Source organism: Halomonas sp. NYA30 (genome assembly GCF_976980765.1).
This window is the reverse complement of record NZ_OZ334477.1, coordinates 767,248-785,320: the sequence shown is the minus strand read 5'-3', so window position 1 is coordinate 785,320 and position 18,073 is coordinate 767,248. Positions and strand designations below refer to the sequence as shown.

Genomic DNA, 18,073 nt, shown 5'->3' with positions numbered 1-18,073 from the left:
CCCATGTCACAGGCCATTCCCCCTAACACGCCAATGATCACGCAGTATTTAAAGATCAAACGCGAACACCCCGAGGTTCTGCTGTTTTACCGGATGGGGGATTTTTACGAGCTATTTTTCGATGATGCCAAGCGCGCCGCGGCACTGCTGGATATTACGCTTACCCAGCGCGGCCAGTCGGGCGGCAAGCCCATCCCGATGGCAGGCGTACCTTACCATAGCGCTGAAGGCTATTTGGCGCGTCTGGTCGCCGGTGGCGAGTCAGTTGCCATCTGTGAGCAGATTGGCGACCCCGCTACCAGCAAAGGTCCCGTTGATCGCCAGGTAGTACGTATCGTCACCCCCGGCACGCTCCACGATGAAGCGCTGCTCGATGCCCGCCGCGACAACGTACTGGTATCAGTCTCCCCCGGTAAAGATAGCTGGGGCCTTGCCTGGCTGGAACTCTCTAGCGGCCGCTTCAACGTATTGGAAGTGGAAAGCGAAGCGGAGATGCTAGCCGAGCTTACCCGCCTCTCCCCTGCTGAGTTGCTGGTGCCCGAAAGCCTGACACTACCCGATGCCTGGTCGCAAAAGCGCAGCCTGCGCCGCCAAGGCGAGTGGCTGTTTGATTTGGAGAGCGCCACCCGCAGCCTGTGCGATCAGTTTGAAGTGCAGGATTTACGCGGCTTTGGCTGCGCGCACTTAACCACCGCACTGATTGCCGCCGGAGTGCTGATTGATTACGCCCGCGACACGCAGCGCTCGCGCTTGCCCCACGTGACCGCGATAAGCGTTGAGAATCGCGACGATGCAGTGGTAATCGACGCCGCCAGCCGACGTAACCTGGAAATCGATATTAACCTGGGTGGCAATAGCGACAACACCCTGGCGAGCGTGCTGGACACCTGCACCACCGCGATGGGCTCGCGGCTACTCAAACGCTGGCTGAATCGTCCGCTGCGCCAACGAGAGATTGTCCAAAACCGCCATGCAGGCGTGGCGTTGCTAAGCCTAGATGCCGCTTACATGTCACTGCGCGAGACGTTGAGCGATGTGGGCGATGTGGAGCGCATTCTGGCCCGGGTCGCGCTGTACAGCGCCCGGCCACGGGATTTGGCACGCCTGCGGGATGCACTGGTTACACTTCCTGAGCTTGAGCAGCAGCTCAGTGAGGTAGAGAGCGGCAGCGCGCTAGACAATCTGCGCCCGCATATTCGCCCCTACCCAGAAATGGCCGATATGCTCAGCCGTGCGCTAGTCGAAAATCCGCCGGTGGTGATTCGTGATGGTGGCGTCATCGCCGATGGCTTTGACGCCGAGCTCGACGAGCATCGGGGCATGGCCGAGAACGCGGGCGACTATCTTGTTCGGCTGGAAACCCGCGAGCGCGAGCGTACCGGGCTTGCCAATCTCAAAGTCGGCTATAACCGCGTACACGGCTACTTTATTGAGCTGCCGCGCTCCCAGGCGCAGCAGGCGCCTGCTGACTATATCCGCCGCCAAACGCTTAAAAACGCCGAGCGCTTTATCATTCCCGAACTTAAAGAGTTTGAGGATAAGGCGCTATCGGCTAAGTCCCGCGCACTGACCCGTGAAAAGTGGCTTTATGACCGCCTGCTGGGCGAGCTGAATGACAGCCTTCACGCGCTACAAAGCACTTCTCAAGCGCTTGCGGAGTTGGATGTGCTGTGCGCCTTTGCCGAACGCGCCGAGGCGTTGAGCTGGGTGCGCCCGACGCTGAGCGAGGCCACAGGCATTCGTATCGAGGCGGGGCGGCACCCTGTGGTTGAACAGGTTAGCGAAACGCCCTTTGTGCCCAATGACGTTACGCTTAACCCCGACCAGCATATGCTGATTATTACCGGGCCTAATATGGGTGGTAAATCGACCTATATGCGGCAAACAGCGCTAATTGCTCTGCTCGCCCACTGCGGCAGCTTTGTGCCCGCCGATGCCGCCGAGATCGGCCCGCTGGATCGGATATTTACCCGCATTGGCTCGTCGGATGATCTGGCAGGCGGACGCTCCACCTTTATGGTCGAGATGACCGAAACGGCCAATATTTTGCACAATGCCACCCAGCAAAGCTTGATTTTGATGGATGAAATTGGCCGCGGCACTAGCACCTTTGACGGGTTATCGCTGGCCTGGGCGAGTGCGGAATATCTTGCCAAAGGGCGCGCGCTAACGCTGTTTGCCACCCACTATTTTGAGATGACCGCCCTACCTGAACACATGGAGGGCGTAGCCAATATTCACCTAACGGCGACCGAGCATGGCGACAGCATCGTGTTCATGCACCGCATTGAAGCAGGCCCGGCTAGCCAGAGTTACGGTTTGCAGGTCGCTCAATTAGCGGGCGTACCTGGTCATGTGATTAAACGGGCCCGTGAGAAGCTGATGAGCCTGGAGCAGCGCGATGTAGATAACACAGCGCAAGCGCCGCGAACGGCTCCCCAGCAAAACGACCTGTTTGCAGCCGCACCGCACCCGGTGGTGGAGGCATTGGAAAATGTCGATATGGATGGTTTAACGCCGCGGGAAGCGCTATCGCTGTTGTATCAGTGGCGAGACCTGATCTAATGGTGCTTATAGAATGAAAGGCGATAAGTGAGATTCAGGTGCCAGGGCAGGTTGAAGCGAGGGTCTTTCGACAGGGCCGGAAAATGTTCCCGACAATTCCGGCATTTCCGCCATCCATGGCGGTCAGATGTCGAAAGTAGCGCCCACGGACGGGTTTACAGCGCCCTCGCGGAAACCTGTACTGGCATTGCTACCAACTGGAATCATAAGGCGCTTGCCGCCAGGTAGGCGCACCACTAGAATGTCGCTCAAACTTTTAGCTTATAAAAAACGGCTGATTTATAACCATTCACGATTGACCATGGCCAGGAGCTACCTGGCCCTGCAAGAGGGATAGCAAGATGACGTTTGTCGTTACCGAGAACTGCATCCAGTGCAAATACACCGACTGTGTGGAAGTCTGCCCGGTCGACTGTTTCTACGAGGGCCCGAATTTCCTGGTCATTCACCCTGACGAGTGTATTGACTGCGCACTGTGTGAACCAGAATGCCCCGCTGAGGCGATATTCTCAGAGGATGAGCTGCCAGATGGGCAAGAGGCGTTTATTGAGATTAACGCTGAAATGTCAGAAGTATGGCCCAATATTGCCGAAAGGAAGGATCCGCTGCCTGACGCCGAAGAGTGGGACGGCAAGCCCGGTAAGCTTGAGAAGTTAGAGCGTTAAGCGTTACTCACGCCTGCTCTGCTGTTACTTTATAACCAGCGTTTTTTTTGAAAAAAGCGCTGGTTTTTTATGGGGTTGCCAAGCGTGTATTGCCAAATAAGAGGCAAAAAAAAGGCGACCCGTAGGCCGCCCGCTCCAAGCACTTCCTCTGACCACTCCCTGTATCAACTTCCTCAGATGTCTTCCCTGCCGGGGCTCACCTCTCTGCATCGCCCGGCGCATCCGTCCTACATCCCGTTGCATCCTGTCTGAAGCATCCTTGCCTCCCCTTGTCCTGCGTGTATTGTGGCAGATCATGTAGGCTTCTCAACAAAGCCAAAATGCAAAAAGGCGAGTCTTGGCGACTCGCCTTAATTCCACAATTATATTTAAAAACAAAAGCTTAAATTTTAATTAGTGGAAAATTTCGCTTTTTCTTACCTTAAACCAAGCGATTCTCGTCGGCTTTTGTAAGACATCTCTTACAAAATCTTGAGACATCACTTACAAACCTCATTCAATATTGGCACTTTACTGACCTTTGATCGCTTTTAGGCCAGGATAGGTCACATCCCCTAGTTCCGCTTCAATCACCAGCAAACGGTTGTACTTGGCAACGCGATCAGAACGGCACAATGAACCCGTTTTAATTTGGCCAGCGCAGGTACCTACCGCCAAATCAGCAATAGTGGTGTCTTCCGTTTCACCAGAGCGGTGCGAAATCACTGCAGTAAAGCCTGCATCCTGGGCCATCTTGATGGCATCCAGGGTCTCGGAGAGCGAGCCGATCTGGTTGAACTTGATCAGGATAGAGTTACCGATCTGCTCATCGATACCGCGCTTGAGAATCTTGGTATTGGTCACGAACAGATCGTCACCCACCAACTGCACTTTATCACCTAGCTTGTCGGTCAGCGCTTTCCAGCCCGCCCAGTCGGACTCGTCCATGCCATCTTCGATGGACACGATTGGGTAATCGGCGCACAGGCCTGCTAGGTAATCAGTAAAGCCTTGGGCATCATAGCTTTTGCCTTCACCGGAAAGGTTGTACTGACCGTCTTTGTAGAATTCGGAAGAGGCACAGTCCAGCGCCAGCGTGACGTCTTTACCCAGCTCGTAGCCAGCATCGGCAACGGCTTGTTTGATGACTGCCAGCGCATCAGCGTTAGACGCCAGGTTCGGCGCAAAGCCGCCCTCGTCGCCAACGGAGGTAGAGAGGCCTTTCGCCGAAAGCACTTTTTTCAGAGCATGGAAAATTTCCGCGCCCATGCGTAGCCCTTCGCGGAAATTAGGCGCGCCTACCGGCTGCACCATAAACTCTTGGATATCGACATTGTTATCCGCATGCTCGCCGCCGTTGATGATGTTCATCATCGGGACCGGCATGCTGTACTGGCCAGGCTGACCGTAGAGTTCGGCAATGTGCGCATAAAGCGGCACGCCTTTCGCATTGGCAGCGGCTTTAGCGGCGGCCAGGGAAACCGCCAGAATCGCGTTGGCGCCCAGGTTGGCTTTATTGTCCGTACCGTCCAGCGCCAGCATGGCATCGTCTAAACCGCGCTGATCACGCGCATCCATGCCCAACAATGCATCGCGAATCTTGCCATTGACCGCCTCGACTGCTTTCAGCACGCCTTTGCCCAGATAGCGCGACTTGTCACCGTCGCGCAGCTCTAATGCTTCACGTGAGCCGGTAGAGGCACCGCTGGGCGCGCAGGCTTCACCAACAGCGCCGCTGGCAAGACGTACATTCGCCTGTACGGTTGGGTTACCACGCGAATCCAGCACTTCCAACGCACTGATAGCAACAATTTTGGTCATGGCAGTTTCCTTAACGGTAAGTCAGATAAAATTATTAATATAACGCCCTAATCAGCAAAAACACGGCTTATCAAACCACACGCTAACGGATGGTTAGCGGCTCAAACCCTTTTATCAGCGCATCCAGTTGGGCGAGCTGAGTTAAAAACGGCTCCAACTGATCCAGCGGGAGTGCACAAGGGCCATCGCATTTGGCGTTATCAGGGTCAGGGTGAGCTTCTAAAAACAGCCCTGCAAGGCCAACAGCCACGCCTGCGCGCGCTAATTCAGCCACTTGCGCCCGACGACCATCTGCACTGTCGGCACGGCCGCCAGGGCGTTGCAGCGCGTGGGTCACATCGAAAAATACCGGATAGCCGGTTTGCTTCATGTCGCCAAAGCCCAGCATATCAACAATCAGATTGTTATAGCCAAAGCTTGAGCCGCGCTCGCAGAGCATCAGCTGGTCGTTACCTGCTTCCTGAAACTTACTCAGGATATGACGCATTTCATGGGGTGCCAAAAACTGCGGCTTCTTGATATTGATGACCGCGCCGGTTTTGGCCATCGCGACTACCAAATCAGTTTGGCGGGCCAAAAAGGCCGGTAGTTGGATAATGTCGGCAACTTCAGCGGCTGCTTCAGCCTGCCAAGGCTCATGCACATCGGTAATGATCGGCACGTTGTGGCGGGCTTTGATATCGGCCAGAATTTGCAGCCCCTTTTCGATACCCGGGCCGCGATAGGAGTGAATCGAGCTGCGATTAGCTTTGTCAAAACTGGCCTTGAAAACGTAGGGCATACCCAGTTTCTGGGTCACCGTGACGTAGGCTTGGGCAACCTCGTCGGCAAGCTCAGCAGATTCCAGCACGTTCATACCGCCCAGCAGCATTAGCGGCAAGGAATTGCCGGCGGTTAAGCCGGCAACGTTGATGTGACGCTCTTGAGATCGTTCTTGAGAAGCCATGCTTTTGCCCTCTTATTCCTGAGAATGCGCATGGGCGCGATTACGCGCAGTTTTATGCTCTAACGCGGCGTTAACAAAACCCGAGAAGAGCGGGTGACCATCACGCGGCGTGGAGGTGAACTCCGGATGGAACTGACAGGCCACATACCAAGGGTGGTCAGCCAGCTCAATCACTTCAACCAGCGATTGGTCGACGCTCTTACCCGAAATAACCAGTCCCGCCTTCTCGAGCTCATCAATAAATTGATTATTGACCTCGAAACGGTGACGGTGACGCTCGACAATCTCATCAGAGCCGTAGGCTTCGCGCGCTTTAGTACCTGTTTCCAGATGGCATACCTGCCCGCCTAAGCGCATGGTGCCGCCTAAATCAGACGCTGCATCGCGTAACTCGATTTTGCCTTCCGGGTTCAACCACTCAGTAATCAGGCCCACCACCGGATGCTGGGTATCGTGGGTAAACTCGGTGGAGTTGGCGTCTTTCCAACCCGCCACGTTGCGAGCGAACTCAATCACCGCTACCTGCATGCCCAGGCAAATACCCAGATAGGGAACGTTATTTTCACGCGCGAATTGGGCGGTCATAATCTTGCCTTCCACGCCACGCTCGCCAAAGCCGCCGGGCACTAGAATGGCGTCTTTGCCCGCCAAGCGTTCGGTGCCGTGGCGCTCGATGTCTTCGGAGTCAATATAGTCGACGTTGACCTTAATGCGACCTTGGATACCGGCGTGAATCAGCGCTTCGTTGAGCGACTTGTAGGCATCCAGCAGCTCCATGTACTTACCGACCATGGCGATACTGACGGACTTGAGCGGGTTGAGCTTGGCATCGAGTACCTTCACCCACTCGGATAAATCTGCTTCCGGGGCTTCCAGGCGCAGCTTATCGCAAACGATCTCGTCCAGACCGTGTTCATGGAGCATCAGCGGAATGCGATAAATCGTATCGGCATCCTGAAGCGGCACCACGGCACGCTCTTCAACGTTGGTGAACAGGGCGATTTTGCGACGCTCGCTCTCTTCCAGCTCAACTTCGCTGCGGCAAATCAAAATATCTGGCTGGATACCGATGGAGCGCAGCTCTTTAACGCTGTGCTGGGTCGGTTTGGTTTTGGTCTCACCCGCCGTTTTGATGTAGGGCACCAGGGTTAGGTGCATAAACAGCGCGCGGTTAGCGCCCTGTTCACTACGGATTTGGCGAATGGACTCAAGGAAAGGCAGTGATTCGATATCGCCGACAGTGCCGCCGATTTCGACCAGCGCCACATCGAACCCTTCGCCGCCCGCGTAAACGCGCTGCTTGATCTCGTCGGTGATGTGCGGAATGACCTGAACGGTACCGCCAAGGTAATCGCCACGACGCTCTTTACGCAGTACGTGCTCGTAAACACGGCCGGTCGTAAAGTTATTGCGCTGGGTCATCTTGGTGCGGATGAAGCGCTCGTAATGCCCGAGATCAAGGTCGGTTTCGGCACCATCTTCTGTGACGAACACCTCACCGTGCTGGAAAGGGCTCATGGTGCCCGGATCCACGTTGATGTACGGGTCGAGCTTGAGCATGGTGACCTTAAGGCCGCGGGCCTCTAAAATCGCCGCAAGCGAGGCGGAGGCGATGCCCTTCCCGAGAGAGGACACAACGCCGCCGGTCACGAAGATATATCGTGTCATGGATAACCTGTCGAAACGTGATCAGAAGGCACGGCAGAAAGCCACGCCAGGATGGGTCGACAGACTAGCAGATTACGACCTAAGGCTCAATTTGAACTGAGCAGCCAAAACTACTCACCTTAATCACGCTCGTGCAACCGCCCCAGCGATAGGTCTACGCGAGGGCGCTGTGAACCCATCCCTGGGCGCTACTTTTGTCATCCATGACAAAAGACCCTCGCTACGACCTATCCCTGGAGCTGCTCTATGCATCAGACACGCTCTATACGCCCAGGTAGTCCAGAATGCCTTCTGCAGCTTGACGGCCTTCGTAAATCGCCGTGACCACCAAATCAGAGCCGCGCACCATATCGCCACCGGCAAAGATTTTTTCATTGCTGGTTTGGAAGGCGTACTGACCGTGCTCCGGCGCGGTGACGCGATCACGCTCGTCGACCTGAATGTTAGAGCTATCGAACCACGGCGCGGGGCTGGCCTGGAAGCCAAAAGCAATGACCACGGCATCCGCCGCAATGATCTCTTCAGAGCCGGGCACCACTTCAGGACGCTGACGGCCATTTTCGTCCGGCTCGCCCAAGCGAGTGCGCACCACCTTCACGCCTTCGACCTTCTCTTCACCGACGACCGCCACCGGCTGACGATTGAACAGAAACTCAACGCCCTCTTCACGAGCATTGGAGACTTCACGGCGCGACCCCGGCATATTGCCCTCGTCACGACGATACGCACAGGTCACGCTGGTAGCGTTCTGGCGAATGGAGGTACGGTTACAGTCCATCGCCGTATCACCGCCGCCCAGCACGACCACGCGTTTGCCTTCCATGGAGATATAGTCGTTGGGGTCTTTTTCAAAACCCAGGCAACGATTGACGTTGGCAATCAGGAAATCGAGGGCTTTATACACGCCCGGCAGATCTTCGCCAGGGAAACCGCCTTCCATGTATTTATAAGTCCCCATTCCCAGGAATACCGCGTCGTACTCCTGCATCAAGGTTTCAAACTCGATATCGGTGCCGATTTCGGTATTGAGGCGGAACTCGACGCCCATCTCTTCAAACACCGCGCGGCGGCGCTCCATCACGCTCTTTTCCAGCTTGAACTCGGGAATACCAAAGGTCAGCAGGCCACCGATTTCCGGGTACTTGTCGAACACCACCGGCTTGACGCCGTTACGGGCCAGAATGTCGGCACAGCCCAGGCCCGCAGGGCCTGCACCGATAATGGCGACCTTCTTGTCGGTCCAGGTAACGTGGGACATATCCGGACGCCAGCCCATGGCAAACGCCGTATCGGTGATGTACTTCTCCACCGAACCAATGGTCACCGCGCCAAAGCCATCGTTCAGCGTACAGTCGCCTTCACACAGACGATCCTGCGGGCACACACGGCCACACACTTCGGGCAGCGAGTTGGTTTTGTGCGAGAGCTCAGCGGCTTCAATGATGTTGCCTTCCACCACCAGCTGCAGCCAGTTGGGGATGTAGTTGTGCACCGGGCACTTCCACTCGCAGTACGGGTTACCGCAGTGCAGGCAGCGGTGCGCTTGGCTTGCCGCGTCGGTGGGCTTGAACGGTTCGTAGATCTCCGCGAACTCTTTAGCACGGGCGCGGGCATCTTTCTTTTGTGGGTCCTTACGACCCACATCGACAAACTGAAAATCGTTATTTAAACGGTTAGCCATGATCTCTCTCCTGTCAGCGTGAGGGGCATAAGCGAGTTATTGCGGCTGACGCCGAGACTGATCCAGCAAACTACCTAGGCTGGCCGCTTTTGGCTTCACCAGCCAGAAGTGGCGCGCATAGTCGCTGAAGTCTTCCAAAATAGCCGCCCCGCGCGCGGAACCCGTCGCGGCCACGTAGGCTTCGATCATTTCACGCAGGTGACGACGATACGCCTCCATGGCCTCTGTGTTGACGCGATGAATCTCAACCAGCTCATGGTTGTATTTATCCACGAAGGTGCGATCTTCATCCAACACATAGGCAAACCCACCGGTCATACCTGCGCCGAAGTTAACGCCCGTTTCGCCAAGCACACAGACCAAACCGCCGGTCATGTATTCGCAGCAGTGGTCGCCTGCGCCTTCAATGACTGCAGAAGCACCGGAATTACGCACCCCGAAGCGCTCACCCGCCGTACCGGCTGCAAACAATGTACCGCCGGTGGCCCCGTACAGGCAGGTATTACCGATAATCGCCGTTTTATGGCTCTCAAACTGGCTGACTTTGGGCGGCACAATCACAATACTGCCACCGTTCATGCCCTTGCCGACGTAATCGTTGGCGTCGCCTTCGAGATACAAATTCAAGCCACGCGCATTCCACACCCCAAAGCTCTGGCCTGCTACGCCAGTAAAGCGAGCGGTGATCGGTGCCGTTTCCAGGCCCTCTTCGCCATAGCGCTTGGCAATCGCGCCAGAGGTTAGCGCCGCCACACTGCGGTCGCAGTTGGTGATGGTGAAATCGAACTCACCGCCCGAGCGATTTTCGATGGCGTCTTTCAGCGCCGCCAGCACTTCCTGGTTTTTAGCACCGGGGTCGTGCGGCACGTTACGGCTGACCTTACAGAACTGCGGTGCATCTTTAGGCACAAAATCATTCGCTAGCAGCGGCGTAAGATCAAGCTTACGCTGGGAAGCCGTGTTGCCTTCCAACACTTCAAGCAAATCGGTACGCCCGATTAGATCGGTCAGCTTGCGCACACCCAATACCGCCATCAGCTCGCGCACTTCTTCGGCAATAAAGCGGAAGTAGTTTTTAACCATATCCACGGTGCCACGGAAGTGCTCACCACGTAGGAAATCATCCTGGGTCGCGACACCGGTGGCGCAGTTATTGAGGTGACAGATGCGCAGGTACTTGCAACCCAGCGCGACCATCGGCGCGGTACCAAAACCAAAGCTTTCAGCACCCAAAATCGCGGCTTTCACTACGTCGAGGCCGGTCTTCAAGCCGCCATCGGTCTGCAGGCGAATTTTGTCGCGCAGGCCGTTAATACGCAGCGCCTGATGCACTTCAGGAAGCCCCAACTCCCAAGGAGAACCGGCATGTTTGATCGAGGTCAGCGGGCTGGCCGCCGTGCCGCCATCGTAGCCGGACACGGTAATCAAATCCGCGTAGGCCTTGGCCACCCCGGTGGCGATCGTGCCGATCCCCGGTTCCGATACCAGCTTCACCGATACCTGGGCATCTGGATTGACCTGTTTAAGATCAAAAATCAGCTGAGCCAAATCTTCGATAGAGTAAATATCGTGGTGCGGCGGCGGTGAAATCAGCGTGACGCCGGGTACCGCGTAGCGCAGCCGGGCAATCAGTTCGTTCACTTTGCCGCCAGGCAGCTGCCCGCCCTCACCGGGTTTGGCGCCCTGGGCGACCTTGATCTGCAGTACTTCTGCGTTGACCAGATAATGGGGCGTCACGCCGAAACGGCCGGAGGCGATCTGCTTGATTTTCGAGCTACGGATAGTGCCGTAGCGCGCCGGGTCTTCACCGCCTTCGCCAGAGTTGGAGCGGCCGCCCGCTTCGTTCATGGCCTGGGCCAGCGCTTCGTGAGCTTCCGGCGAGAGCGCGCCCAACGACATACCGGCGCTATCAAAGCGCGGCAGCAGCTCTTCAACCGGCTCTACTTCCTCCAGCGCAATCGGCGTTTCTGCCGGCTTGAGCTTGAGCAAGTCACGAATGGTGGCGACCGGACGCTCGTTCACCAACTGGGCGAACTTCTTCCACTTGGTGTAGCTGCCTTCCTGAACCGCCGCCTGCAGCGACATCACTACATCGGGGTTATAAGCGTGGTACTCGTGGCCGTGGACATACTTGAACATGCCACCTTGAGAAATTCCTTTACGCGGAATCCAGGCGTCTTTCGCCAGCAGCGCTTGCTGCATCTGCAGCTCGGCAAAACCGGCGCCTTGGATGCGCGACGCCATACCGACAAAGCACAGATCCATTACTTCGTCCGCCAAGCCCACGGCTTCAAACAGCATTGAGCCGCGGTAGGAGGCCAGCGTCGAGATACCCATTTTAGACAGGATCTTGAACATGCCTTTCTGCAGACCTTTACGGTAATTCTCGCGGCCATCAGCCGGGTTACCGGTTAGCTCGCCGGTACGGTGCATATCCGCCATGACCTGATAAGCGAGCCACGGATAAACCGCCGTCGCACCCACGCCAAACAGCACCGCCATCTGGTGTGCATCCCGTGCGTAACCGGTTTCCACCACGATATTGGCGTTGGGGCGTAGCGCCAAACGGCCTAAGTGAGAGTGCACGGCACCCACGGCCAGGGCGGCCTGTATGGGAATCAGCCCTTTCGCCAGCTCGGCATCGGTGAGTACCAGAATGACTTTACCGGCGCGCACTTGAGCTTCGGCTTCTTCACATAGCGCTTTAAGCGCTTGGTGCAGGCTCTGCTGTTCAGGATCGTAACCCAACGACAATGTATAGCTGGCAAACGCCGGATCATCCTGGCTGACCAACGCGGTAAATTTGCGTGGGGACAGTACCGGCGTGGTCAAGATCAAGCGATGCGCGTGCTCAGGCGTCGCTTTAAAGACGTTCAGCTCAGCACCACAGCAGGTTTCCAGCGACATCACGATCGCTTCACGGAGTGGGTCGATCGGCGGGTTGGTGACCTGGGCAAACTTCTGCCGGAAGAAATCCGTCAGCAGGCGCGGACGACTGGAGAGCACCGCCATCGGTGTATCGTCGCCCATAGAGCCAACGGCTTCCTGACCACTTTCCGCCAGCGGACGCAGCACTTGGTCGCGCTCTTCAAAGCTCACTTGGAACAGTTTCTGCTGCACGTTGAGCGAATCGGTATCCATGCTCTGGAAACGCGCCAACTCGGTTAGCGCCGACTCTAAATAATTGGCTTCCTGCTTTAACCAACGCTTATAAGGGTAGGCGGATTTCAGGCGCTCATCGATATCGGTGGTATGCAGCACTTCGCCGGTCTGGGTGTCTACGGCAAGCATTTGACCGGGGCCAACACGGCCTTTGGCCACCACGTCTTCCGGCTTATAGCCGTAGGTGCCCGTTTCCGATGCCAGCGTGATATAGCCGTTTTTGGTAATCACCCAGCGCGCCGGGCGCAGGCCGTTACGGTCCAGCATACAGACCGCTTGGCGACCGTCGGTCATCACCACGCCCGCAGGACCGTCCCACGGCTCCATGTGCATGGAGTTGTATTCGTAGAAGGCGCGCAGCTCGGCGTCCATGGTTTCGACGTTCTGCCACGCGGGCGGCACCATCATGCGTACCGCGCGGTGCAGTTCCATGCCGCCGGTCAGCAGCACTTCCAGCATGTTGTCCATGCTTGAGGAGTCAGAACCGGTGGTGTTGACGATTTCGTCCAGCTCGGCGATATCCGGCAGGCGCTCGTTAACGAAGTTGGCTTTACGCGAGTTCGCCCAGCCGCGGTTGGCTTCAATCGTGTTGATTTCACCATTGTGCGCCAACAGCCGGAACGGCTGTGCCAGCGGCCAACGCGGCGCGGTATTGGTCGAGAAGCGCTGGTGGAAAACGCAAATGGCAGTTTCCAGACGCGGGTCATTCAAGTCGTGATAAAAGGCCGGCAGATCTTCCGGCATCACCAGGCCTTTATAGGAGATGACTTCCGACGATAGCGAGGCGACATAGAAGTCTTCTTCGTCACGCAGCGCCTGCTCGGCGCGGCGACGAGCCATAAAGAGGTCAACATCGAAGTGCTCACCCAGACCCGGCTGTACAAAAAGCTGACGAATACGCGGCAGGCAGTCCAGCGCCATGGGGCCACAAACGCTGGGGTCGGTAGGCACATCGCGCCAGCCCAATACGTTGAGGCCGCGCGCTTCAAGCTCACGCGTTAAGATATCGCGGGCATTTGCTTCACGGGCGTCATCGTTGGGCAGAAACACCACGCCCACAGCAAAGCGTTCGCCCAATTCAGCGTCAAATGCCTCTTTGGCCAGCGCCTGCATAAAGGGAGTGGGCATTTTAAGTAGCAAGCCACAACCGTCGCCGGTCTTTCCGTCGGCAGCGATACCACCCCGGTGGGTCATGCAGGTCAGTGATTCAATGGCAGTTTTCAGCAAATCGTGGCTAGCCTGGCCTTCCATATGGGCAATCAGGCCAAAACCACAGTTATCGCGAAACTCGCCAGGCTGGTGAAGACCTCTATTCATGGGCGTGCCTCTACTAGTCAACGTATTTTTTTAGCAGCGTGCTTATGGTATAAAGGACGGTTTTGCTTTTTTTATGATGCTTATAACCTGCCCAGAATGGGGTGTTTCCCACGTTCGCTGCCGCAAGAAAATGGCCGGTCAGCATAGCGATTAGCGCCCACGTTGCGCAATCGCTTGGTGCTTATAACGTTAGAGAAACTCTTTTCAAATCCTGTATTTGCACTCTCATTCAAGAAAAAAATACATATACTTCAAAGGCTTGTAACGAAAAGAAACGCCACTTTAGGACTCTTTATTTTCCATTAGACTTTAGTCTTATTCACGGGAAACCACCCATGCCGATAGCGCATAAGGCATACGGATTATTGAAAGCGTAGCAACCGGGTTAAGTTCACAGACAGTTTTATCAGCGCAAAAATACTGTCAAAACTGCCCCACTAGGAAGCAGCTCTGCCGGGAAGAAGAAAGTAATAGAAAGGATTGATAGGCCACTTAGCGGCGCGGATAGTCATCCAGCAGCGTGCGGAGAACATCAACGGGCGTGGCATCGCTAACGCAGGCATCGCCCAGGGCGTTAAGTAACACCAGACGCAGCCGTGTATCGATATTTTTCTTATCCAGCCGCATACGGGCTAAAAAGTCATCACTCGACATGCTGAGCGGTGCCACTAACGGCAACTCGGCACTCTCGATTACCGCCAGGCTACGCGCTAGTGCTGCTTCATCGATCCAGCCTAGCCGGTTTGAAAGCGTTGCCGCCATGGCCATGCCCGCGCCCACTGCTTCACCGTGTAACCAGTTACCGTAACCTTGGTGGGCTTCAATGGCGTGGCCAAAAGTGTGACCCAGGTTGAGCAGTGCACGCACACCCTGCTCGGTTTCATCTTCGGCAACGATATCTGCCTTGATTTGACAACTGCGCGCAATAGCGTCGGCGACTACTTCCGGCTCTACGTCGAGTAGCGCGGGCATATTGGCTTCCAGCCAGCTTAAAAATGCTTCATCACGGATAAAACCGTACTTGATAACCTCGGCAAGGCCAGCGGAAAGCTCGCGACGCGGCAGGCTCTTCAGGGTATCGATGTCCACCAGCACGGCTTTGGGCTGCCAGAAAGCGCCGATCATGTTTTTACCCAGCGGGTGATTGACGCCGGTCTTGCCCCCTACCGACGAATCCACCTGGGAAAGTAGCGTGGTGGGCACCTGGATAAACGCCACGCCGCGCTGATAGGAAGCGGCGGCATAGCCGACCATATCGCCAATCACCCCGCCTCCTAAGGCGATCAGGGTACAGCGGCGGTTAAAACCAGCTTCAAGCAGCGCATCCCAAATGCGGCTGACCTGCTCAATGGTTTTGTACTGTTCGCCATCAGGCAACACAACCGTGCGCACATCTAAATGCGTCGGCAGGCTAGCGCAGAGTGTTTCCAGGTAGAGCGGCGCGATAGTCTCGTTAGTGACTACCATCACCTGCTGGCCCGCAAGGTAAGGCGTCAACGTATCGGCTTGACCGATCAGCCCGGTGCCAATATGAATCGGGTAGCTACGCTCATCTAAAGCAACCTGAAGTGTGCGTTGCGCGCTGGCGGTCGAGGTCATTGCGATACCTTATTATGGTTAAGCGGCCCAGCCGAATGAGGCGAAGAGGAGGGCTCCAGCGGGTCCACCAACCGATGCACCCGGCGCAGGATCTCATTCACCACCGCCCGTGGGCTACGCCGATCGGTGCGCACAGCAATATCCGAAGTGGCACGATAGAGCGGGTCGCGCTGAGCAAACATGTCATTGAGTACCTGTTCGCGGTTAGCGCACTGTAGCAACGGACGATTGCGATCTTTCGCCGTCCGCTTTAGCTGCTGGTCGACGGTGGTCAACAGATACACCACGGTGCCGCGCTCGCGCAGTGCGCGGCGATTTTCTTCGCGCAGCACCGCCCCGCCGCCAGTAGCGACAACCACGGGGGAGAGACGGGTTAACTCATCAATCATATGGATTTCGCGCAGCCGAAAGCCCTGCTCGCCTTCAACATCGAAAATCCACGGAATATCCGCCCCGCAGCGGTCTTGAATGGCGTGGTCACTATCAAAAAATTGGCGCGAAAGCTCCGCCGCCAATAGGCGACCAATGGTGCTTTTGCCGGCCCCCATGGGGCCTATAAGAAATAAATTGGGTAAATCCTGCATCAGCGAACCGTTAAGCCATCGTCTAGGAGTCGTGGAGTAATAAAGACTAACAACTCTACCTTCTCATTGCTCTCTTCGGTATAGCGAAACAGTCTACCTAGCAAAGGAATATCGCCCAACAACGGTGTTTTGGCGATTTGACGCAGCTCTTCGGTGGTCAAAATACCGCCTAACACCACTGTTTGGCCATTATCGACCAGCACTTGGGTCTCAATCTGATTGGTATCAATCGGTGGTTCGCCGCCAAACTCTGATTCACGGAAGCTATCATTTTTGATGACCAGATCCATGATAATGCGGTTATCCGGGGTAATCTGCGGCGTGACTTCCAGCGAGAGCTCAGCTTCTTTGAACTCGGTATCCGGATTGTCGTTGCCATCAACACTCTGGAAGGCGCGCTCTTCACCCTGGCTGATGCGGGCAGTACGCTGATTGGCGGTAATAATGCGAGGCTGGGAGATAGTCTGGCTCTTGCCTTCGCTCTCCAGCGCGCGCAACTCCAAATCCAATAAGATATCGCCAGATAAATAGCCAAAACTAAAACCGGTGCCTGGCCCCGTAGCGGCACCCAAATCGACGGCCAAACCGCCTTGGGCACGGTTGATGCCATTAGGATTGATATCACGTCGAGTGAAATTGCCATCTTCACCTTCTTGAAAACCGCGTGTGCTCGACATCCCCCAGTTAATACCCAATTCGCGTGAAGCGGTGTCTCGGGCGATAACAATGCGCGCTTCTATTTGTACCTGGCGAACGGCGACATCCAAACGGTCGATGGTGCGTACAATATCGCGCACCTGATCGGCGGTATCCTGCACCAGCAGCGTATTGGTGCGATTATCAATACTGACACGGCCGCGCTCGGTGAGCAGCCCAAAGCCATCGCCGTCACCGCCACGCAGCAGCAGGGCCAAATCCTCAGCCCTGGCATACTTGATCTCGATAAACTCAGTCACCAGCGGGGAAAGGGTTTCACGCTGGTTACGCGCCTCTAGCTCTTGTCGCTCTAGCTCAGCCAACTCACTGGCGGGCGCCACCACAATCACATTGCCCTGTTCACGGCTCGATAACCCCTGGCTTTGCAGAATCAGTGCGAGCGCCTGATCCCACGGGACATCATTTAAGTTGAGCGTCACACGGCCGGTGACGCTGTCACTGGCAACCAAGTTCAGCCCGGTAAATTCAGCCAGCGTCGCTAGCACTGAACGCACTTCGATATCCTGGAAATTAAGACTCAAGCGTTCGCCATTGAAGCGCTCGCCTGTCGCCTGAGAGGGCTGTGACTCCTGGCTGGCGGGCTGCACTTCCACTGTCAGCGTGCGGCCACTTTGCGAAGAGATCATCGCATAAGCGCCCTGGGTGGCGATGGCTAACTGGGTGTCGCCCTGGTTGGCGCGGGGCGTAATCCGGGTGATTGGCGTGGCAAAATCGGTGACATCGTAGACCTGATTAAGCGAATCCGGAATCGCCACGTCGCGCAGGTCAACCAGCACTTGGTCAGGGCCACCTTCTCGGACGTTCGCCTCAACCCCTTCGCGGTCAAAGGTAACCAACAAGCGACCAGCACCATCGGCACCACGACGAAAGTCGATATTTTCAATTTGTGGCCCTTCGTCGGTTTCTAGCCCCGCCGAAGAAACACCGGCTGTGGGCGCGGGCGAAGGGTTGAGCGATGAGGTCGGCGCGGGGGTAGTGCCAGATGCAAAGGTAATACGTAGCAGACCTTCCTGCACGCTGGTCGTAAATGCCTGTGGTTCGCTGAGATTGACTACCAAGCGCGTGCGGCCATTGCCCTCAAGGGCGGTAATTTGTTCGACGCCGTGGTTATTAATGCTCAAACGTCGGGTGGCGAGCCCGCTTTGGGTGTCGGCCAAATCAAACGTGACACGCGGCGGTGATTCCAAACGGTAGCTGCGCAGTTCGGGCACGCCACCAGTGAAGCTAAGATCAACGTTGGCGCCACCATTGTCGGCGGGCTGCACGTCAACACCCGTCAGCACTGACGCTACTGCCAATGAAGGCAACAGTGAAAGTAGTGCAACCATGGCCATTAAAAGGGTGATTCGCCAAGCTGTAACTGCCATGA

General features: G+C 56.2%; 10 protein-coding genes. 2 read left to right on the top strand and 8 right to left on the bottom strand.

All coding sequences use genetic code 11. The features are described from left to right. Positions 1-3: 3 nt before the first annotated feature. Positions 4-2,565, top strand: coding sequence for a DNA mismatch repair protein MutS (gene mutS, locus ACWI0H_RS03620; protein WP_485874909.1), 2,562 nt, complete (start codon positions 4-6; stop codon positions 2,563-2,565). Between the two features lie 341 nt (positions 2,566-2,906). Next, complete coding sequence (fdxA, locus tag ACWI0H_RS03615) at positions 2,907-3,230, top strand: ferredoxin FdxA (RefSeq protein WP_008957517.1); 324 nt, start codon at positions 2,907-2,909, stop codon at positions 3,228-3,230. A gap of 510 nt (positions 3,231-3,740) precedes the next feature. On the opposite strand, the gene eno is transcribed toward fdxA, so the two are convergent. From eno to ACWI0H_RS03575, 8 genes are all read right to left on the bottom strand, one after another. Continuing rightward, positions 3,741-5,030, bottom strand: coding sequence for a phosphopyruvate hydratase (gene eno, locus ACWI0H_RS03610; RefSeq protein ID WP_485874907.1), 1,290 nt, complete (start codon positions 5,028-5,030; stop codon positions 3,741-3,743). 82 nt (positions 5,031-5,112) lie between these two features. Further along, positions 5,113-5,976, bottom strand: a complete 864-nt coding sequence (gene kdsA, locus ACWI0H_RS03605) for a 3-deoxy-8-phosphooctulonate synthase (protein ID WP_485874905.1) — start codon at positions 5,974-5,976, stop codon at positions 5,113-5,115. A 12-nt stretch (positions 5,977-5,988) separates the two neighbouring features. Then, entirely contained in the window at positions 5,989-7,644 is a 1,656-nt protein-coding gene (gene pyrG / locus ACWI0H_RS03600; protein ID WP_485874903.1) for a CTP synthase, read from the bottom strand. A gap of 262 nt (positions 7,645-7,906) precedes the next feature. Next, a complete protein-coding gene (locus ACWI0H_RS03595) occupies positions 7,907-9,325 on the bottom strand; it encodes an FAD-dependent oxidoreductase (RefSeq protein ID WP_035564444.1) in 1,419 nt (472 codons plus the stop codon). A 36-nt stretch (positions 9,326-9,361) separates the two neighbouring features. After that, a complete protein-coding gene (gene gltB / locus ACWI0H_RS03590) occupies positions 9,362-13,804 on the bottom strand; it encodes a glutamate synthase large subunit (RefSeq protein WP_485874901.1) in 4,443 nt (1,480 codons plus the stop codon). Positions 13,805-14,296: 492 nt separating this feature from the next. Next, a complete protein-coding gene (aroB, locus tag ACWI0H_RS03585) occupies positions 14,297-15,403 on the bottom strand; it encodes a 3-dehydroquinate synthase (protein ID WP_485874899.1) in 1,107 nt (368 codons plus the stop codon). Next, the gene (gene aroK / locus ACWI0H_RS03580) at positions 15,400-15,987 is read right to left on the bottom strand and encodes a shikimate kinase AroK (RefSeq protein WP_008958864.1); all 588 of its coding nucleotides are present in this window, start codon (positions 15,985-15,987) and stop codon (positions 15,400-15,402) included. The genes aroB and aroK overlap by 4 nt, the downstream gene beginning before the upstream one ends. Next, on the bottom strand, positions 15,987-18,071 hold the full coding sequence (locus ACWI0H_RS03575; protein WP_485874896.1) for a type IV pilus secretin PilQ: 2,085 nt from the start codon (positions 18,069-18,071) through the stop codon (positions 15,987-15,989). Before ACWI0H_RS03575 ends, aroK begins: the two co-directional genes overlap by 1 nt. Between the last annotated feature and the right edge of the window lie 2 nt (positions 18,072-18,073).